This is a genomic window from Pseudoalteromonas sp. S327 (assembly GCF_005886415.1).
Taxonomy (GTDB): domain Bacteria; phylum Pseudomonadota; class Gammaproteobacteria; order Enterobacterales; family Alteromonadaceae; genus Pseudoalteromonas; species Pseudoalteromonas atlantica.
The window spans coordinates 57,962-76,878 of the sequence record NZ_PNDP01000005.1 but is presented as its reverse complement, the minus strand read 5'-3'; the positions used below and the strand labels follow the sequence as shown (position 1 = coordinate 76,878).

General features: G+C 41.0%; 20 protein-coding genes. 5 read left to right on the top strand and 15 right to left on the bottom strand.

The features are described from left to right. Nucleotides 1-149: 149 nt before the first annotated feature. Nucleotides 150-1,196, top strand: coding sequence for a 4-hydroxyphenylpyruvate dioxygenase (hppD, locus tag CWB60_RS03095; protein ID WP_055253161.1), 1,047 nt, complete (start codon nucleotides 150-152; stop codon nucleotides 1,194-1,196). Nucleotides 1,197-1,326: 130 nt separating this feature from the next. Then, complete coding sequence (fahA, locus tag CWB60_RS03090; RefSeq protein WP_138579267.1) at nucleotides 1,327-2,640, top strand: fumarylacetoacetase; 1,314 nt, start codon at nucleotides 1,327-1,329, stop codon at nucleotides 2,638-2,640. A 116-nt stretch (nucleotides 2,641-2,756) separates the two neighbouring features. Here the strand turns inward: fahA and putP are convergent, their stop codons facing one another. Beyond that, nucleotides 2,757-4,235, bottom strand: a complete 1,479-nt coding sequence (gene putP / locus CWB60_RS03085) for a sodium/proline symporter PutP (protein ID WP_121637789.1) — start codon at nucleotides 4,233-4,235, stop codon at nucleotides 2,757-2,759. Between the two features lie 334 nt (nucleotides 4,236-4,569). On the opposite strand from putP, the gene CWB60_RS03080 reads away from it, so the two are divergent. Next, nucleotides 4,570-5,793: an EAL and HDOD domain-containing protein gene (locus CWB60_RS03080; RefSeq protein ID WP_096041370.1), complete on the top strand. Its 1,224-nt coding sequence runs from the start codon at nucleotides 4,570-4,572 to the stop codon at nucleotides 5,791-5,793. Between the two features lie 77 nt (nucleotides 5,794-5,870). On the opposite strand, the gene CWB60_RS03075 is transcribed toward CWB60_RS03080, so the two are convergent. Genes CWB60_RS03075 through ccmA form a run of 10 tightly spaced genes read right to left on the bottom strand, consistent with a single transcriptional unit; the run spans nucleotide 5,871 to nucleotide 13,586 of the window. Then, nucleotides 5,871-6,602: an MlaA family lipoprotein gene (locus CWB60_RS03075; RefSeq protein WP_004588329.1), complete on the bottom strand. Its 732-nt coding sequence runs from the start codon at nucleotides 6,600-6,602 to the stop codon at nucleotides 5,871-5,873. A gap of 9 nt (nucleotides 6,603-6,611) precedes the next feature. After that, complete coding sequence (gene ccmI / locus CWB60_RS03070) at nucleotides 6,612-7,862, bottom strand: c-type cytochrome biogenesis protein CcmI (RefSeq protein ID WP_138578903.1); 1,251 nt, start codon at nucleotides 7,860-7,862, stop codon at nucleotides 6,612-6,614. Then, a complete protein-coding gene (locus CWB60_RS03065) occupies nucleotides 7,862-8,323 on the bottom strand; it encodes a cytochrome c-type biogenesis protein (protein ID WP_004588327.1) in 462 nt (153 codons plus the stop codon). The genes ccmI and CWB60_RS03065 overlap by 1 nt, the downstream gene beginning before the upstream one ends. Further along, the gene (locus CWB60_RS03060) at nucleotides 8,323-8,892 is read right to left on the bottom strand and encodes a redoxin family protein (RefSeq protein ID WP_029773820.1); all 570 of its coding nucleotides are present in this window, start codon (nucleotides 8,890-8,892) and stop codon (nucleotides 8,323-8,325) included. Before CWB60_RS03060 ends, CWB60_RS03065 begins: the two co-directional genes overlap by 1 nt. Beyond that, nucleotides 8,892-10,856, bottom strand: a complete 1,965-nt coding sequence (locus CWB60_RS03055; protein WP_004588325.1) for a heme lyase CcmF/NrfE family subunit — start codon at nucleotides 10,854-10,856, stop codon at nucleotides 8,892-8,894. The genes CWB60_RS03060 and CWB60_RS03055 overlap by 1 nt, the downstream gene beginning before the upstream one ends. A 1-nt stretch (nucleotide 10,857) precedes the next feature. Further along, nucleotides 10,858-11,337, bottom strand: a complete 480-nt coding sequence (ccmE, locus tag CWB60_RS03050; RefSeq protein ID WP_004588324.1) for a cytochrome c maturation protein CcmE — start codon at nucleotides 11,335-11,337, stop codon at nucleotides 10,858-10,860. Then, nucleotides 11,334-11,537: a heme exporter protein CcmD gene (gene ccmD, locus CWB60_RS03045; protein WP_004588323.1), complete on the bottom strand. Its 204-nt coding sequence runs from the start codon at nucleotides 11,535-11,537 to the stop codon at nucleotides 11,334-11,336. The genes ccmE and ccmD overlap by 4 nt, the downstream gene beginning before the upstream one ends. A gap of 3 nt (nucleotides 11,538-11,540) precedes the next feature. Beyond that, nucleotides 11,541-12,278, bottom strand: coding sequence for a heme ABC transporter permease (locus CWB60_RS03040; protein WP_138578901.1), 738 nt, complete (start codon nucleotides 12,276-12,278; stop codon nucleotides 11,541-11,543). Nucleotide 12,279: 1 nt separating this feature from the next. Continuing rightward, nucleotides 12,280-12,966, bottom strand: coding sequence for a heme exporter protein CcmB (gene ccmB / locus CWB60_RS03035; RefSeq protein ID WP_004588321.1), 687 nt, complete (start codon nucleotides 12,964-12,966; stop codon nucleotides 12,280-12,282). After that, nucleotides 12,966-13,586, bottom strand: a complete 621-nt coding sequence (gene ccmA / locus CWB60_RS03030; RefSeq protein WP_086004334.1) for a cytochrome c biogenesis heme-transporting ATPase CcmA — start codon at nucleotides 13,584-13,586, stop codon at nucleotides 12,966-12,968. The genes ccmB and ccmA overlap by 1 nt, the downstream gene beginning before the upstream one ends. A gap of 113 nt (nucleotides 13,587-13,699) precedes the next feature. On the opposite strand from ccmA, the gene fliK reads away from it, so the two are divergent. Further along, complete coding sequence (gene fliK / locus CWB60_RS03025) at nucleotides 13,700-16,012, top strand: flagellar hook-length control protein FliK (protein ID WP_138578899.1); 2,313 nt, start codon at nucleotides 13,700-13,702, stop codon at nucleotides 16,010-16,012. Between the two features lies 1 nt (nucleotide 16,013). Beyond that, nucleotides 16,014-16,334, top strand: a complete 321-nt coding sequence (locus CWB60_RS03020) for an EscU/YscU/HrcU family type III secretion system export apparatus switch protein (protein ID WP_004588318.1) — start codon at nucleotides 16,014-16,016, stop codon at nucleotides 16,332-16,334. 79 nt (nucleotides 16,335-16,413) lie between these two features. On the opposite strand, the gene CWB60_RS03015 is transcribed toward CWB60_RS03020, so the two are convergent. Genes CWB60_RS03015 through CWB60_RS03000 form a run of 4 tightly spaced genes read right to left on the bottom strand, consistent with a single transcriptional unit; the run spans nucleotide 16,414 to nucleotide 18,911 of the window. Continuing rightward, complete coding sequence (locus tag CWB60_RS03015; RefSeq protein ID WP_004588317.1) at nucleotides 16,414-16,815, bottom strand: DUF2802 domain-containing protein; 402 nt, start codon at nucleotides 16,813-16,815, stop codon at nucleotides 16,414-16,416. 17 nt (nucleotides 16,816-16,832) lie between these two features. After that, nucleotides 16,833-17,330 carry a chemotaxis protein CheW gene (locus CWB60_RS03010; RefSeq protein WP_004588316.1) on the bottom strand — a complete coding sequence of 166 codons (498 nt, stop codon included), beginning with the start codon at nucleotides 17,328-17,330 and terminating at the stop codon, nucleotides 16,833-16,835. A 24-nt stretch (nucleotides 17,331-17,354) separates the two neighbouring features. Next, the gene (locus CWB60_RS03005) at nucleotides 17,355-18,137 is read right to left on the bottom strand and encodes a chemotaxis protein CheW (protein WP_004588315.1); all 783 of its coding nucleotides are present in this window, start codon (nucleotides 18,135-18,137) and stop codon (nucleotides 17,355-17,357) included. A 3-nt stretch (nucleotides 18,138-18,140) separates the two neighbouring features. After that, on the bottom strand, nucleotides 18,141-18,911 hold the full coding sequence (locus tag CWB60_RS03000; protein ID WP_004588314.1) for a ParA family protein: 771 nt from the start codon (nucleotides 18,909-18,911) through the stop codon (nucleotides 18,141-18,143). Nucleotides 18,912-18,917 lie beyond the last annotated feature (6 nt).

Here is an 18,917-nt window from a genome sequence, read left to right as displayed (position 1 = left end):
CTAAGTAAACGTCTTATTAAATTTACAGTTTGCTCAAATGCTAAATCTGCTCCCCCTCTTCCCCAAACTTAAAATCTAGTTGATTATCTAGCTCAACACGACAACAACACATAATCGCAGTAGCAATATTTATTGCAGGAGTAATAAAAATGAGTGAAGCAAATAATCCACTAGGTTTAGTTGGTATTGAGTTTACTGAATACGCAACACCTGATGCAGACTACATGGATAAAGTGTTTACTGATTTTGGTTTTTCAAAATTAAAAAAATTTAAAGGCAAAGATATTGTCTATTACAACCAAAACGACATTCACTTTTTACTAAATAACGAACGCGATGGTTTTTCTGCTGAATTTGCAAAAAGTCATGGCCCAGCAATTTGCTCTATGGGTTGGCGCGTTGAGGATGCACAGCATGCATTTGAAACAGCTGTAGCACGTGGTGCAAAACCCGCAACCGACTCAACCCATAAAGACTTACCTTACCCCGCCATTTACGGTATTGGCGATAGCCTGATTTACTTTATTGAGCAATTTGGTGATAAAGGGTCTATTTATGAGTCTGACTTTGAAGATTTATCATCACCTAATGTAGTTGAAGATAAAGGCTTTATACGTATAGATCACTTAACTAATAACGTTTACAAAGGCACTATGGAAACATGGGCAAACTTTTACAAAGACGTGTTTGGTTTTACAGAAGTACGCTATTTCGATATTAAAGGTCAAAAAACAGCGTTGCTATCGTATGCATTAAAATCACCGTGTGGCACCTTCTCAATTCCTATTAATGAAGGTAAAGGCAATGACAACAACCAAATTGACGAGTATTTAGGCGAATATAATGGCCCTGGTGTACAACATCTCGCGTTTTTAACTGACGATTTAGTTAGCTCGCTTGATAAGCTTGATAAATCGACCATTGCTACTTTAGACATTATTCCTGAGTATTACGACACTATTTTTGACCGTGTGCCGTGGGTTGCAGAAGATAAAGAAAAAATTCGCGAGCATCAAATATTAGTCGATAGCCAAAGTGAAAACTGCTACCTATTACAAATTTTCTCTAAAAACCTATTTGGACCTATTTTTATAGAAATGATCCAACGTGTAGATGATGGTGGTTTTGGTGAAGGTAATTTCCAAGCATTGTTTGAGTCAATTGAGCGAGACCAAGAGCGCCGCGGCGTTTTATAACTTTTTTGAGTAAATTAAAAGCAGCGATCTTCGCTGCTTTTTGTCGTTTTAATATTTAAAAAGTAGGGTGCAAGATACAAGTATGCTTAAATAAATGCATGCACCCAACATCAAACCTAAAGGATAAGTAATGAGCCAAATTAACGAAACCCACGACATTAATTTAACTAGCTGGGTAGAGTCGGCCAATATTAAAGGCTGTGACTTCCCGATTCAAAATTTACCTTTTGCAGAATTTCGTACTAAAAACACAAATGAAGAATTTAGAGGCGGGGTTGCTATTGGCGATCAGGTTATTGATTTAGCAAAATTGAGCCACTTAAACATTTTTACCGGTGATGCTAAAACAGCTCTGGATGCAGCAAGCGAATCAACACTAAATACATTTATGGGTTTAGGGGAGCAATACTGGTCAGCACTGCGCTTAGCGCTTTCAAAAGCATTGCGTGAAGGCGCACAGCAACAAAAAGAAATGCAAAGTACCCTTATTGCTCAAGCTGATATAGAGTTTTCACTGCCGTGTCGTATTGGTGATTACACCGACTTTTATACCTCAATTTACCATGCAACCGCCGTTGGTAGCTTGTTTAGACCAGACAACCCGCTTTTACCAAACTATAAATGGGTGCCGATTGGCTATCATGGCCGCTCTTCATCTATTGATGTATCGGGGCAAACGTTTCACCGCCCTAAAGGGCAAACTAAAGCGCCCGATGCAGATACCCCATCATTTGGCCCATGTAAACGCCTAGATTATGAGTTAGAGCTTGGTATTTACTTAGGCAAAGGCAATGCGTTAGGTGATGCTATCGCCATTGAAAACGCTGAAAACCATGTATTTGGTTTTTGTGTATTTAATGATTGGTCAGCACGAGATTTACAAGCATGGGAATACCAACCATTAGGCCCGTTTTTAGCTAAAAACTTTGCATCAACCGTATCGCCTTGGATTGTCACCACTGAAGCACTTGCACCTTTTAGAACTAGCTGGACACGTGATGAAAACGATCCACAGCCAATGCCGTACCTAGAATCTGCCGCTAACCGCGAGCAAGGTGCATTTGATATTCAAATGGATGTTAAAATTCAGACTCAAAAAATGCGTGATGACAACCACCAACCTACGCAGGTCTCTGCCTCAAGCTTCAAACATTCATATTGGACTGTGGCGCAAATGGTGACCCATCACACTGTAAATGGCTGTAACTTTATGCCAGGTGATATGCTCGGCTCTGGCACGCAGTCAGGCCCTACACATGAAGAAGCGGGTTCTTTATTAGAGCTTTCTCGTGGTGGTAAAGAAAAAATAACCCTGAGTAATGGTGAGCAGCGCAGCTTTTTAGAAGATGGCGATAATGTAATTATGCGCGGCTGGTGCGAAAAGCCAGGCTATGCCCGTATTGGCTTTGGTAGTGTAGAAAGCACAGTATTACCTGCTAAATAACTTATTGGTTATTGATATGTCCTAAATAAGCAAACACATTTGAGGACAACACATAGCAAATAAAAAAGCCACCTAGTTAAACTAGGTGGCTTTTTCGTATCTAAAGTACGGGTTTATTAAAGGTCTTTTTCAACCTCATCAAATAGCGCAGTAATATTTGGCGCTGGCTCTTTCGTCGCTAAGCTTACAACGACAATTGCAATACTTGCTAAAATAAAGCCTGGTACAATTTCGTACATGTAACTGCTTAAGCTTTGCCCATCAATCATAAATGGTGAGTAAATCCAAAACAGAACCGTACCAGCACCAACAACCATACCTGCTAGTGCGCCTTCAAAGTTCATGCGTTTCCAGTACAGGCTAAATAAAACCAGTGGGCCAAATGCCGCACCAAAACCTGCCCATGCATTACTTACTAAGCTTAATATTGAGCTGTCTCTATCGTACGCTAAGTAAATAGCACACAAAGCGACTGCTGCTACACTAATACGCCCTACAGTAACAAGCTCTGTGTCGCTTGCTTCTTTGCGTAAAAACGTTTTGTAAAAATCTTCAGTTAACGAACTTGAGCTAACAAGTAACTGCGAAGAAATTGTACTCATGATTGCAGCTAAAATAGCCGCCAATAAGAAACCAGCAATTAATGGGTGGAATAATAACTCAGAAAGAATTAAGAAAATGGTTTCTGGGTCTTCAACAACAATGTTGTTTTCATAAGTGTACGCGGCACCAAATAAACCAGTACCCACAGCACCAATTGCTGCAACTATCATCCATGTCATACCAATACGGCGAGCCGTTGGCATATCTTTTACGCTACGCACCGACATAAAACGTACAATAATATGAGGTTGACCAAAGTAGCCCAAGCCCCACGCCATTGCCGAAATAATCCCTAATGCAGAGCCTGCACCTATCCAATTAAGCATATCGGGGTTAACGCTATGAAGCGTTGACTCTAGCGGTTGATCTAATAAAGAGTAAGCAACGGTCGGTACCAGTATCAAGGCAATAAACATAATACAGCCTTGCACAAAGTCAGTTAAGCTAACGGCTAAGAAGCCACCAAATAAGGTATATAAAACAACAACACCAGTGGTGATGTATAAACCCATTTCGTAACTTAAGCCAAACGAGCTTTCAAACAATTTACCGCCTGCTACAACACCTGATGATGTATAAAGTGTAAAGAACACAATAATTACTACCGCAGAAACTACACGTAAAAGGTTTGATTTATCATTAAAACGATTAGAGAAGTAGTCTGGGATTGTGATTGAGTCGTTTGCTTTTTCAGTGTAAACACGCAAACGAGGCGCAACTAAAAAGTAGTTTAACCACGCACCAATAACCAAGCCTATTGCTATCCATGTGCTACTAAAGCCAGTAACGAACATAGCGCCAGGTAAGCCCATTAAAATCCAACCACTCATATCCGATGCGCCAGCAGATAATGCTGCAACACTTGGAGATAAGCTACGTCCACCTAGCATATAACCCGAAACATCACTTGTAGACTGTTTGTATGCATAAAGTCCAATGCCAAGCATGACTATAAAATACAATACCAGTGAAATAATCATTCCTGTTTCCAAATTCGCCTCCACAAAGTTGTATAAAACAGGCTTTTAATCCTAATAATGACTCTTAAAATATTATAATAAAGACACTATTGGGGTAAAAACCATCCGTCTTGACTATACCATGCTTAAAGGTGATAACTCCAACTTGTTACACTGAAGTGAACAAAAAACAGCCGCATTGACTATTTAACCCTCAAACACCCGATATACGGTAAATTTATTTACATATATAGCTAATATTTAATAACAATTCATTAAATCAATAATAATTACCTAATGCTATTTCGAACGTTTTGCCATATATTATAGCCATTGCTAATAATTATTATTTTGTACGGAACTATTTATGTATTTTTATGCTGCACGCCAACCTATTTTAGACCGCGAAAAGGAGCTTGTTGGATACGAGTTATTATTTCGTGATGGCGTTGATAATGTATTTCCAGACATAGACGGTGACGAAGCAACAACGAAACTAATCGAAGGGAGTCAGTTTAATTTTGGCTTAGAAGATTTAACTGGCAACAAACCCGCCTATATTAACTTTACCCTAGAAACCTTACTTAAAGGTTACCCTACTATGTTAGGGAAAGAGACGGTCGTTGTAGAAATCCTTGAAACCGTGCAACCAGGTAAGCGCTTACTGGCTATTGTTAAAGATTTAAAAGAAAAAGGCTACACCCTAGCGCTTGATGATTACATTCACCAACCAGTATGGCGCCATTTTTACCCGTTTATCGATATTTTAAAAATAGACTTTTTAACCACTGATGAAGATGCAATAAAAACCATAATTAACGATATTAAAGCCTATCCACACATCAAGCTTTTGGCTGAAAAAGTAGAAACCTATGAAGCCTATAATTTAGCTCTTGAGCTTGGGTTTGAATATTTTCAGGGGTTCTTTTTTTCAAAGCCTGAAATGGTACAAAGTAAAGCACTGCCGCCATCAGAAATGGCATTAGCAGAGCTGCTTTACGAAACCTCATCTGTTGAAATGGATCTTAAAAAGATAACCGATGTGTTTGAACGTGACGTAAATCTATCTTACAAGTTATTGCGTTATTCAAACTCAGCTGCGTTTGCGCGCAGAGCCGAAATAAACACAATCAAACAAGCACTCATCGTCCTTGGCGCTAACGAAATTAAAAAGCTGTTATCTTTATTATTCGCAGCGCAAGTTTCTGCCGATAAACCTGTCGAGCTAATTAGGCTTTCGCTAACACGTGCACGATTTGGTGAACTACTTGCTATTTCACACGGGCAGTTTAAAGATACCGGTATGGCCTTTTTAACTGGCATGATGTCGCTTATGGACGCCATTTTAGATGAAACCATGGAAAGCGTTATGCAAAAGCTCCCGCTGTCTGCAGAGATAAAAGCTGCGCTATTGAATGACGAAGGCCTGCTTGCTCAGTATCTAAACTTGGTTAAGTTTTATGAGCACGCAGATTGGGAAGCCGCCAACGAAATTGCTAAACAATTAAATTTAGGCGAAGAAGTTGCCAACGCATACCATGACGCCTTAACCTGGGTTAATGAGCAAATGCAGCTGATGGTTAAAGAATAATAAACATTAGAGCTTATTTAAGCTCAAAATACACATAAAAAATGCCAGCAATTGCTGGCATTTTTTATAGCTGTTATTTATAGGCTTTCTAAGAAGTCTTCATCAAAGTCTTCAGGCTCTTCTTTGATTGGTGGGTTGCCGTCGTATAGCTCATAAAGCTGACGCTGAAAGTATATGTCTTTAACAAATAAATACGGGTCAAGAGAGTCATTAAGTAGGCCTTCTTGCGGGATAAGTGAAGCACGAGCTTCGACCGCTTTAAGCGCAAAAACTAAAATAGTTTGAGGCGTAGTCAGAGCGATTTCTGGTAACACAAAGTTATCAACTACATCGCCTGTTAAGTTACGTGCTGTAGTCGGTCCCATTGCTGGCAGCATAATATATGCGCCATCGCCAACGCCCCACACGCCCAATGTTTGGCCAAAGTCTTCATCTACCAGCTCAAGTCCAAGCGAACTTGCAACATCAAAAATACCAAACACACCTACCGTAGAGTTAACTAAAAAACGCGCTAAACTCACGCCTGCGTTGCCCGCTTTACCTTGTAGCCCTGCGTTTATCATATCAACAGGCGCACTAATATTATCGGTAAAGTTAACAATCCCATTGCGTACAGGTACAGGGGTCACTTCTACATACCCTACAGCCACAGGGCGTAAAATATAAGCATCAAGAATATCCATATTAAAGTCGTACAATGGACGGTTAATGCTTTGTAGCGGGTCGCGCTCATCAACTTTGTTTTCTGGTACTTGTGCACATCCGGCTAGCACCAATAAACATAAAAAAGTAAAACTATGCTTTAACATCTAATGTCCTTAAGGTATTAATGTATCAATTTGAAGTTGGTAGTCACTTACGTTTTCACGTTGTAGTGTCTCAGAGTGACCCTCTAACTCACCACTACTTGGCATAACTGACTCATCGATTGAGATCCGCGCTGTGATCACAATATCTTTAGCACTTGATAAGTTTAACCCATCAACCATTGCATTAGCATCAGTGAGTTGCACCGTTAGCGGAAAGCTGTATTCATTTAGTTTAACAACCGCTAATGGCATAGGAGAGCCTTGAGCAGCCTTGGCAAAAATAAATAAAGTCCCCTGCTGTGGCTGCTTATCGAAAAGCTCATCTGCTAAGCTCACAGTAACACTAATAGCACTATTAGCAGAGACCGGTATTACAGAGCCCTCATTTTGCATTTGTTGCTCTATATCGGAAATACGCTGCGCTATCATTGAGTAACGCGTATCGCTTTTATCCATGCTTGCAAGTAATACTTCAAACGCCGCTTTGGCTTGCGGCCAGTCCTTGCGCTCATAGGCAATAAGCGCTAATAAAGAAATAGCATCAAGGTTTGTTGGTTCAACCTTTAGTACTTTAGATAGCATACCCGCTGCATGCGTCATGTTCTCTTCACTGCCTTCAAGCAGTAAAACTTGGCTGTAGCTAATGAGTACTTGCATGTTGTCTGGATTCATTCGAAGGGCTTTATCAAACGATTGCTGCGCCATATCAAATTCGTTTAACGACATGGCTACACGTCCAAGCAACATCCACGCAACTTCGTCATCGCCTGATTCACTAAGCTTAGTGCGCAGCGCTAAAGCAAACGCTTGCAACTCGTTTTGAGTTAGTGGCTCACCTTTTTGCATTACCGCACGCTCGCCATAATCTGCAAGGTTATCCATTGCATCATACCACGCTGCTATTTGCTGCTGGCTCCCTGTAAAGGTGTAAAAAACACCGGTGAGGGCTAATAAAAATGCTGCGCCTGTTAAAGCAAAAATACGGTTATTACCTTTGCTATTAAGCGATTTTTCTGGCGAAAGCTCGTTCAATAAACGACGTTTTAGCTCAATAACCGATTCACTGTGGCTTTGTGCATCAATACGTTGATTGTCTAAGTCGTTTTGCAGCTCAACTAAACGCTGCTCGTAAATGCTGATCAATTCTGCATTAGCATTGTGAGTAATGGTTTGCACGCGCTCTTTTTTTAAAAAAGGCAACATAATAAAAGCCAGTGCAATTAGTGTGAGTAAAGCAAAACACGCCCACATTAAAATCATTAATTTTGCTCCTGACGTTTATTTTCTGCAATTAACTTAGCAAGTTTTGCTTCATCATCGCTGTTCCAGGTTTGCTTAACTGACGCCTTACGCTGGCGAATTACAATAAAACCAAAACCCAAAATAACAATAAGCACAGGTAAAACCCAAAGTACTAATGTGGCCGGTGTTACAGGCGGATCGTAATGAACAAAATAACCGTATCTGTCTATCATGTAATCGATTACTTCGTCTTTTGTTTTACCTTCTTTTACCAGCGCTAGCACCTTGTCGCGTAAATCTTTTGCAACAATGGCATCAGAGTCTGCAATATTTTGGTTTTGACATTTAGGGCACCTGAGCTCTTTGGTTAACTCTTCAAAGCGCACAGCTTGTTGGTTATTGTCAAACTGGTAGCGATCTTGCTCGGCATACACTGCCATACTTATAAAAAAGCTCAGGGTTAATAAAAACACTCGCATTAATTTAGCTCCTGCATAACAGGGGCAAATTTAGCACGCCATACGCGCGGGTTTAGATCCCCTGTATGGTGTAATAAAATTTTACCCGTTTTATCCACTAAAAATGTTTCAGGGGCACCTGATACACCTAAATCAAGTGACAAGGTACGGTGCAAGTCTAAAATATTAAACTGGTATGGGTCGCCAGCACGGCTGAGCATATCGCTCACATCGGTGCGCAAAGCCTGCATATCGAATGGGCCATCAAAATCGGCATCGTACCCTTGTACATAGTACAAACCAATAATTTTTACGCCTTGCTCACGTAGCTTAGTTAAATACCCAAGTTCAACTAAACATGTAGGGCACCAAGTCCCCCATACATTAAGTAAATAAACTTCGCCTTTTAGGCTTTCATCTGTCCAGCGCTTATCATCTTGCATTAAATCAGGCAGGTTAAACGCAGGCATCGTTTGGCCTAGTCGTCCGGTTTGAATTTCACGCGGGTTGGCAAACAAACCTTGATACAAAAATACACATAAAAATATGAATATTAATAACGGTGCTAAAGCTAAAATTTTACGGTTCATTACGCATTCTCCAACGCTTTTTTGCGTGTACTTGCTGATGTACGGTAGCGTTTATCGAATAAAATCATAAACCCTGCAAGCGATATAAGTACACCGCCTATCCACATCCAACGCACGAAAGGTTTGTGATAAATACGCAGTGACCATGCCCCTTTACTTAATTGCTCTCCGAGCGCTAAATATAGGTCGCGAGTAAAGCCGGCATCAATTGCCGCTTCGGTCATAAATTGCATACCAATATCGTATTTGCGTTTTTCTGCGTGCAGCTCAGTCACTAGCTTATCGTTATTAAATACCGACACTACACCAGCATGTCCACTGTAGTTAGGGCCGCGTATTGCTTTAACGCCATCAAATCGGTATTCGTATTGATTAAGCGTAACAATATCGCCTTGCTTCATAGAAACATCACGCTCTACCGAGTACGCCGAAGTAAGTGTTACGCCAGCAATAACAAATGCTAAACCAACGTGACCTAGCACCATAGCCCAGTAGCTAATGCCTAAACGTTTAATGCCTTCTTTTAGCGTCCCGTGAACCGACGCCTTGGCGTATAAATCTATGGCAGTAGATACAGCAACCCATACACCTAATGTGGTGGCTAATAATGTAAGTGGTTTTACGACATCGTAGCTTGAGAACAACCACGCACAGGTAATAACAACACTTATTAACACACCTATTAATACTTTATTTTGTAGTACAGCCCACTTGTTTTGTTTCCAACGAAGAAAAGGCCCTATTCCCATTAATATGGCAAATGGTACTAATAAAATGGCAAACATTTTATTAAAGAACGGTTCGCCAATAGAAATACTGCCTAGGCCCATTTCTTTATGCACCATAGGTAACAAAGTACCTAAAAGAACAATTAATGTGGCTACCACTAAAAAGATGTTGTTAAGCCATAAGGCCACTTCGCGTGATACAAACTTGTAACGGCCTTCGCTTTTAACTTGTGATACGCGCAGCGCATACAACGATAAACCGCCGCCAACAACAATGCCTAAAAAGGCTAGAATAAATAAACCTCTATCGGGGTCAGTGGCAAATGCATGCACCGATACAATAATGCCTGATCGAACAATAAAGGTGCCTAATAAGCTTAGGGAGAATGCAGCGATGGCAAGCAGCACAGTCCACGATTTAAATACACCGCGCTTTTCTGTCACGCTCAAAGAGTGCAATAAAGCCGTAGCGACTAGCCAGGGCATAAGCGATGCGTTTTCTACCGGATCCCAAAACCACCAGCCACCCCAGCCAAGCTCAGAGTAAGCCCACCAGCTGCCTATGGTTATTCCTAAACTTAAAAAGCCCCAAGCAGTCATCGTCCATGGGCGAGACCATTTAGCCCAGGTGTTATCAAGTTTACCTGTTAAAAGTGCTGCAATAGCAAATGAAAACGCAACCGATAACCCTACATATCCCATATACAGTAATGGCGGATGAATGATCATACCAGGGTCTTGTAGTAGCGGATTTAAATCACGCCCTTCAACAGGAAAATACGGCAGTAAGCGTTCAAATGGGCTTGAAAGCAGTAGTGTGTACATCATAAAACCGACACCTAAAAAGCCAAGCACACCTAAAACACGTGCACGCAACACCCAAGGTAGCGATTTAGAACGCATAGCAACTACGGCAGTCCACCCTGCTTGCATTACAAGCCACAGTAAAATAGCGCCTTCGTGCCCACCCCACGTAGAGGTAATTTTATAATACCAAGGCAAAGTACTACTTGAATGGTACGCCACATAAGATACCGTAAAGTCATCTGTTAAGCTGGCATAGATAAGCGCAGCAAACGAGAGAAGTACAAAAGCAAATTGGCCAACGGCTAAAGACGGGGCCGCACGCATTAAACGAAGATTACCGGTATGCGCGCCCCACAGCGGAAAAATACACAGTAAAACGCTTAGCACCATGGCAAGCGTTAAAGAAAAATAACCAAGTTCTGGGATCATATTAGCTACCGCTATCTAGGTTGTATTTTGGTTTTTCGTGTTTAATTCCTTTTACGGCTTCTGCTACTTCTGCTGGCATGTATTCTTCATCATGCTTAGCCAGTACTTCAAAAGCTTCAATCACGTTTGGTTCTACAAGCACACCTTGCGCTACAATACCTTGGCCTTCGCGAAATAAGTCAGGCAAAATGCCTTGGTATTTAATTGTTACCAATGGCCCGGTATCAATCAATTTAAAGCTGACTTGTAAACTTTGTTCATTACGAATGACAGAACCCGGCACAACCATACCGCCAATACGCAACTTTTGCCCTATTTGCGGTTTTTCTTTATCTGGGCCTTTGCCGTCTATTAGCTCGCTTGGTGTATAAAATAAGTTTATGTTTTCTTGTAGTGCATAAAGCACTAGGCCTACAGAGGCACCAATACCAAACAGTACTGCAATAATTACCAATAGGCGTTTTTTACGTCTTGGGTTCATGAGATTTGTTCCTGCTTCGCTTTTTTAATTCGCGCTTCGCGCGCAACTTGCTGCTCTACTGAGGCCATAATACGTTTTGTATCACGTAAAGAGCTAAATAAAATGCCCAACAAAATTAAGGCGCATGTACCAAATGAAAGCCACACATAAAACCCGTAGCCTCCCATTGCAATAAAATCAGAAAAAGAGTCAAACTGCATAATTTACCCCTTACTTAACAAGGCTCGAACCCAAGGTCGATGCTTTTCACGTTGTAATATTTCATTTTTAAGGCGAGTTAACGTTACAGTGCCCACAAACGCTGCAAATGCTAAAATATTTACCATAAGCGGCCAAAACATACTTGGGTCAATGGCTTTTGTATCAAGCTTTGTGATTGTTGCGCCTTGGTGCAGGGTGTTCCACCACTCTACGGAGTAGTGAATAACAGGTAAATTAATTACCCCTACAATGGCTAAAATAGACGCTGCGCGCCCTGCTGATTTTTTATCTTCAAAGGCATGGTAAAGCGACAGCACGCCTAAGTATAAAAACAATAAAATAAGTTCAGAGGTTAAACGTGCATCCCATACCCACCAAGCACCCCACATAGGTTTACCCCATGCAGCGCCGGTAATTAAGGCAATAGCTGTAACACATGCTCCCACCGGGGCAATAGCAATTACAGCAAGTTCAGCGTTACGTAATTGCCACACTAAAGCGACAATAGCTGCTATAGCCATAGAAGAGTATGCGCCCATAGACAAAATAGCCGATGGAACATGAATGAAAATAATACGGTAGCTGTCTTTTTGTTGATAATCAGCTGGTGCAAAACCTAAGCCCCAAATCCAACCAACAAGCATACTTATAACCGTAACAACGGCAAAATAAGGCAGTAACGTATTACATAATTGATATGCGCGCTCTGCTTTTGCGTAGGGATGTAACCACTTCCACATATTAACTTACACTCACTTTTAATGCTGACGATATGGCGATGGGTGCACACATAATAGCAACTACTAACATGGCCCCAAGAATGGCAAGCTGCCCGCTATAATCCAGCGACATAGTACTGGTATCAATGGCTGACGTTGCAAAAATTAAAACAGGAATATACAAAGGCAACACTAATAGGCTCATTAAAATGCCGCCTTTTTGTAATCCCACAGTAAGGCCAGCCCCAATTGCACCAATAAAGCTTAATAATGGCGTGCCTAATAATAATGTTAATACGGTCGCTAACAGCGCAGAGCTCTCTAAATTAAGCAATAAAGCAAATAACGGTGTCATTAATACTAATGGTAAACCGGTAACAACCCAATGCGCCGCGACTTTAGCCAACACGGTGAGTGATAGCGGGTACGATGATGCAATTAACTGCTCTAACGAGCCATCGTTATAGTCGTCTCTGAATAATTTATCGAGTCCAAGCATGGTAGAGAGCAAAGCTGCTACCCAAATAATACCTGGCGCCATTCTGTTTAATAGACCGGGCTCTGGGCCAATTGCTAACGGAAATAAAGAAATAACAATGAGAAAAAACAAGATAGGATTGATAATTTCAGCACGCTGGCGAAACGCAAGCTTTACATCTTTACTAAATACCGCACTAAACAGCAGCCAATATGAATGTTGACGAGTCATCAGTAACGATACTCCAAGGTCACCGTTTGTAGGTTTTCAAACTGTGTTGTTAAATCTTGATGGGTTGTTAGTAAAATAGCGCCACCACTTTTTAAATGCTCAGAAAAACGTTGTTGTAAAAATGCAACGCCATTTTTATCAAGTGCAGTAAAGGGTTCATCAAGCACCCATAGTTTTGCATCGCTTAACCATAATCGCACTAAAGCGACACGACGCTGCTGCCCTGCAGAGAGCATTCTTACCGGCACATCTTCAAGGCCCACTAAGCCAAGCTTAGCTAAAATTGGATATAAGTCGGGCTCATTTGTATAGCCGTTAATGTGCAACCAATGGCGTACGTTTTCCAGTGCGCTGAGCTGCACATTGACACCGGTTTTATGGCCTATAAATAGCAGGTCTGTGGCGTACTCTTCATAATGCTTGGTAATAGCTTGCTGGTTATAAAAAATAGCGCCTTCATCAGGCACACTAAAGCCTGCGACAATACGCAATAATGATGTTTTGCCAGCCCCGTTAGGACCCGCTAATTGCATGATTTGACCGCTATTTAGGCTAAAATTAAGATCCGCAAACAAACAACGTTCTTGCTTGATGCAGGTGACGGACTTAATGTGTAACAAGATGACGTTTCTCTATGCCAAAAATTAGGCGTTAGTCTACCATAATGATAGGGTAATACGAATATTGCTTTAAAATCGATTCACGAAAATTAGCGAAAACTTGATTTAAAATAATGAATAATCCAACGCAAATCACATTATCTAATTCATTGGTTAATAACCAAAGCGCCCCGAGCACTTCGCACGAATTAGTACAATTACCAGAGCAGGTACTTGCGGCTAAAAATATTCAGTTTTCAAAAGGCTCAATTACACTCGATGTTTTAATAGATAAACACTGGCAAACACTACGCTTAGGCATAGCGCATGCCCCTCAAAATACAGACAAAATAGCAAGTGCTAACATACAGCTCAGCGCTGATGGAAAGCAGCTAAATATTACTCCCAACAATACTAATATTACACTTAGCAACGCATCACAACTGCAGCGTTTTTTAAATTATGTTAGTACCGGTAGTGAAATACAAAGTAAACCCTTGCCAGTCAATGTACAGCTTTCGCCGTCACCGCAGCTTATGATACCTAGCCTTAATGCCAGTATTGCAATTAACAAAGAAACCGCACAGCTGTTAAATACCGAGCAGCCATTACAGGTACTTATTAATACAACCAATAAGGGCGCACAAATAAATGTTATTAACCGCTTTGCTGACACCGTCCATACTCAAACTCTCAGCCAACATAAAATTTCGCAGCTATTAACTAACTTACTGCCCAGCGCGCAACTACAAGCAACGCCTAAATTAGCTATTATTTCGCACCCTCAGCATAGCGGCTCGTTCACAACCCCGATAACCAATAAACAGCTTAGTGAATTGCCTAGCAAGCCCGTGGCAGTCAATATTACTAATCAAGCAGATAAGCTGCTCATTAAAACTAACTTACCTAAAATGCAGGTCGCACTTAATAACTCATTTAGTAAACCCTTTACCGACTTGGTTTTATCACAGCAGCAAAATGCAGCCAGTCCCCTCGCTGATAAAACAAGCCCGCAGTTAAGTGCACAAAGCCCTATAAAGTCATGGCTACAAAGTAGCTTTAGTGATATAAAAACGCGAATTAACGATGCCGTTAAATACTTTGAAAACAAACCCTTTGCGAGTAAAACGCCACCTTTGCAGGCTCAACAAGCTAAGCTTGATGTAAATAAAACGCCTACACCAATAAACACACTAACAAACCCTAATTTAAGCAAGCTAAATATAACCGCAGAAGTGGCTAATCATTCTTTTACCCCTAACAGCCTTTTAGCTAAACACTTTGCGCAGCTACCTCCTTTAGTGCAAATAACCCAGCAATTAAAGGCGAGTGTGACGTTATGGCAATCAGCAAACAATAAAGCTCAGCCCCAAGCAGTGAGCACCCAACCAACAAATGTACGTACGCAAGGCAACGCTTCTGTGCCGCTGAGTTTAAAAACACTACATGCCACAACTTCACAGGTAAATACTCCTAACCAACCCAGTTTGTCTCACTCACTTTTTAACACAGCTGTAAGTCAGCAGTTACAACCAACAGAGGCTAAACTTTTAACCTCGCTTTTAAATTTGCCAACAGAGAGTGAGCGCCCAAATAGCGCTTCCAACCCTAAAACATTGTTGAGTAGCCAAATTACTGACATAGCAAGTAAAGCTACTCAAAATACACCTGATCTTACGCGTTTAGTGAATCAAGCTTTTAATAGAATGGTCTCCAGTACTAATGTGCACCCAGCCACCATACAGCGAGAGCTTTTAAGTACCTTACAACCGCTTACTACGCCAAACGACACACTACAAAGTAGCTTTACAAAAGGGCTTGAGCAACTTGCGGTTACTATTTTAGCGGCGCCAATAATAAGCCAATCAAGTACTTCGCTAACGTTTAATAACCACACAGGCGTGGATGCCCTACTTAATGTGCTTTTACCTACTTTTAAAGTAGGTAATGGCGCGGATAAACTATTAGAGCAACTTCAACAAACACAAATACAAGAGCTTGCCCCAGAGCTGCTACAAGTTAAAAATACCCTTAGCCAAGTACAAGTAACTACGCCAAACCAACAAAGCGACACAAACCCGCTAGCACAGTTTTTATTTCCGATGAAACTTCCGCCTGAAGCGGGACAAACAGAGATAACCTTAGGGCAATATAAAAAAGCCAGTGTAGATAAAACCGAAAAAAACGTGTGGTTTGTTAGATTAAATTTTGATTATGCACAGCAAGGGCAATTACAAATAGTGGCTGAGCTTATGGACAAAGCGCTCGATTGCCAGCTGCTTGCCTCTAGCCAAGAAGTAAGTGCAATTGCACACACTCACTTAGATAGCCTCAGGGCTAAATTAGCTCAGCATGGCTTGCAAGTAGGCGAGCTAAACTTAAAACGCGGAGATGCTAGTCATCAAGCGTTTTATCAATCGCATGCCATTATAAATATTAAGGTTTAACATGACTGACACCTCTAATTTAGCAGCAAATAATAAATCCGCGATTGGCCTGTTGTATGAAGCAGGAAGCACCCCCGCGGTAAGTGTAAAAGGGTTTGGCGAGTTGGCCGATGAAATAATCGCAGCAGCGAAACAAAAAGGCATTATGATCCACCAAGATGAAGCACTTGCTAAAACACTCTCACACTTAGAATTGGGAGAGGAAATACCTAAAGAGCTTTATTATGTTATTGCTGAATTGATTGCTTTTTCGTACGTGCTTCGTGGGCAGTTCCCACCTGGCTGGCAAGACTTTCAAGGTAAGCTAAATGTAAAGGCATAACTAGGTGGATAAATTATATCTCCCCATTTATTAAGTATTACTGCACATTGGTATTGTGTAGTTAAAAGCAAAAAAGACGCTAGGCGTCTTTTTGTTTATGTAACGAAAATAATAGTTCAGCTTCAGCCCTAGGAAGCTCACACTCGCGTATCACCTCATCTAAATCTGCGCCAAGCTCAACCATTTTAACAGCACGAGAATATATTTTTGCGTCTGGGTCATCATATTTTTGGGCAGCTTGTTGTTGCATCAACTCTTGATTTTGTTGCTCAACTTCAAGTACGCGCTTACCAATACTTAAAAGCCCTGTTCTGAGCTCAGACACTTCACTGCGTAATATATGTGTTTGCTCTGAGGTATCTTTTAATTGCTGTGATACCGCATTAAGCTCCGCCGACTGTTTATTTTTTAATGCAACAATTAGCGCCAGCGATATTAAACCTATCCCTAGCGCTGCTATTGCGATACTGAGTAACAACATAATTTTAGTGGTAAAGCTTAAATATCGCTTAACTCATCCCATTCGTCATCGCTAAGTAATTTATTTAAATCGACTAAAATAAGTAATTCGTTATCGCGGTTACATACACCTTGGATAAACTTAGCGCTTTCTTCGGTACCAACATTTGGGGCGCTGTCTATTTCAGAGCTGCGTAAATACACAACTTCAGAAACACTATCAGCTAAAATACCAATTACTTGCTCTTCTGCTTCAATAATTAAAATGCGAGAGTTATCAGTTGCATCTGCAGCAGGCAAACCAAAGCGTGCACGAGTATCAATAACAGTGACTACGTTACCACGTAAATTTATAATGCCAATAACGTATGAAGGTGCGCCAGGTACTGGGGCAATTTCGGTATAACGTAAAATTTCTTGCACCTGCATTACGTTTACGCCATACGTTTCTTCTTCAAGCTTAAACGTTACCCATTGTAAAATTTCATCGTTGTTATCTGCGTTTTTATTCGCTGATAATAGTCTATCTTCGCTCATGCTGTTACCCCGTAATGGTCGTTACTACTGACGGCTATCTAAGCCTTTTTCTAATAGTGCATTTAAATTATCTACATCTATTAAAGCACACATTTTTTCTTTAATAACACCGGCAAGCCAAGGGCGTTTGCCACTGTTTTTTCGCCATTTTACATCTTCTTTACTCAATGTAATGTTATTTATTAACTTTTCGGCCAATAAACCCCAGTTGCTATCGCCTAGGGTTATTAAATACTGATAATTAAGAGACGCCTCTAACTTTTCATCGTACTTTTCAGGCATTACCCAACGGGCAGTATCAACTACGTTTAGCTTTTCATCTCTATTAAGCATAACGCCTTTAAACCACTTTGGCTTACCAAATAAATGATTTACTTCACCTAATTGATGAATTCCTCCAAGCGCTTTCAAAGGAACAGCCAATGTTAAACCAGCCACTTCAAAAAACAGAGCCTGAAATTCACCTTCAAAGTAATCTTCTTGGCTATGTAATAAAGGGGCAGGTTCTGTACTTAACTGGGTTTGCACCTCAGCTGTCTCTACTGGCTCAGGCTCAATAGGTGCAGGTGGCGAAATAGTGGCGTCAGCCTCGCTATTACTCTCTTTTACTTGCTCAGAATAAAGCTGCTCGGTTACTTTTAATTGTGCTTTAGGCTTTAAAAGTACTTCGTCGTTTTGTAAGGCACTAGGTACTTGCTCAAGTAGCTTTGCTACAGGCTCAAGGTTTTCCTCAGGTTCGTCTTCGCATAATAGCGCCCCTAAGTATTGAGTCATTACTTTTTCATTAGCAAATAATTGCTTACTCATTCATTAACCTTGTCCAATTAAATAATCTAATAACGCTTTATAAGCGTAGACCCCACGTGAACGTGGGCAAAACTCTATGGGTACCTTTTGTGCAAGGCTTGCATCTCTAAACTTTGTATCAACGGGGATCACCCCTGGCCATACTTTATCTTTATATGTATTTTGCAACGTTTTGTAGGCTTCAAGCGACGCTTTAGTGCGCTTATCATACATAGTAGGGATTATAGTATATTGGTACTGTTTCGCTTGAGAGCTTTGCATTAACTCCATAGTGCGCATCATTCTATCAAGCCCTTTGAGCGCCAAAAACTCAGTTTGCACAGGCACTAAAATACGTTCGCTGGCGGCTAATGCGTTCACCATTAAAACACCTAAAACTGGCGGGCAATCAAGCAGCGCATAATCGTAATGTTCACTAATTTTTGCAAGTGTTTTTTTTAAAATTAAGCCCATCCCCGTTTTATTACCCATACTTCTATCGAGGGTTGCTATAGCCATCGTCGCGGGCAATATATCTAGGTTTTCCATGGTAGAGGGGCACAATGCTTGAAGTATTTCTTCACTTTGCATTGAGGTGCCGCGAGCAAAAATATCGTACACACTGACTTCTAAATCTTCAGAATCAATACCAAAATAGTACGTTAGTGAGGCGTGAGGGTCGGTATCAATGAGTAATACGCGTTTACCTTGCAAGGCCAAAATACCAGCAAGACTGACAGCCGTTGTGGTTTTACCTACACCGCCCTTTTGATTTGCTACTGTCCAAATCTTCACATTAAG

Bases quoted from the DNA above. Each gene is read 5' to 3' on its own strand.
- hppD (WP_055253161.1), top strand. From the start codon at position 150: ATGAGTGAAGCAAATAATCCACTAGGTTTAGTTGGTATTGAGTTTACT.
- fahA (WP_138579267.1), top strand. From the start codon at position 1,327: ATGAGCCAAATTAACGAAACCCACGACATTAATTTAACTAGCTGGGTA.
- CWB60_RS03080 (WP_096041370.1), top strand. From the start codon at position 4,570: ATGTATTTTTATGCTGCACGCCAACCTATTTTAGACCGCGAAAAGGAG.
- CWB60_RS03075 (WP_004588329.1), bottom strand. From the start codon at position 6,602: ATGTTAAAGCATAGTTTTACTTTTTTATGTTTATTGGTGCTAGCCGGA.
- ccmI (WP_138578903.1), bottom strand. From the start codon at position 7,862: ATGATTTTAATGTGGGCGTGTTTTGCTTTACTCACACTAATTGCACTG.
- CWB60_RS03065 (WP_004588327.1), bottom strand. From the start codon at position 8,323: ATGCGAGTGTTTTTATTAACCCTGAGCTTTTTTATAAGTATGGCAGTG.
- CWB60_RS03060 (WP_029773820.1), bottom strand. From the start codon at position 8,892: ATGAACCGTAAAATTTTAGCTTTAGCACCGTTATTAATATTCATATTT.
- CWB60_RS03055 (WP_004588325.1), bottom strand. From the start codon at position 10,856: ATGATCCCAGAACTTGGTTATTTTTCTTTAACGCTTGCCATGGTGCTA.
- ccmE (WP_004588324.1), bottom strand. From the start codon at position 11,337: ATGAACCCAAGACGTAAAAAACGCCTATTGGTAATTATTGCAGTACTG.
- ccmD (WP_004588323.1), bottom strand. From the start codon at position 11,537: ATGCAGTTTGACTCTTTTTCTGATTTTATTGCAATGGGAGGCTACGGG.
- CWB60_RS03040 (WP_138578901.1), bottom strand. From the start codon at position 12,278: ATGTGGAAGTGGTTACATCCCTACGCAAAAGCAGAGCGCGCATATCAA.
- ccmB (WP_004588321.1), bottom strand. From the start codon at position 12,966: ATGACTCGTCAACATTCATATTGGCTGCTGTTTAGTGCGGTATTTAGT.
- fliK (WP_138578899.1), top strand. From the start codon at position 13,700: ATGAATAATCCAACGCAAATCACATTATCTAATTCATTGGTTAATAAC.
- CWB60_RS03020 (WP_004588318.1), top strand. From the start codon at position 16,014: ATGACTGACACCTCTAATTTAGCAGCAAATAATAAATCCGCGATTGGC.
- CWB60_RS03015 (WP_004588317.1), bottom strand. From the start codon at position 16,815: ATGTTGTTACTCAGTATCGCAATAGCAGCGCTAGGGATAGGTTTAATA.
- CWB60_RS03010 (WP_004588316.1), bottom strand. From the start codon at position 17,330: ATGAGCGAAGATAGACTATTATCAGCGAATAAAAACGCAGATAACAAC.
- CWB60_RS03005 (WP_004588315.1), bottom strand. From the start codon at position 18,137: ATGAGTAAGCAATTATTTGCTAATGAAAAAGTAATGACTCAATACTTA.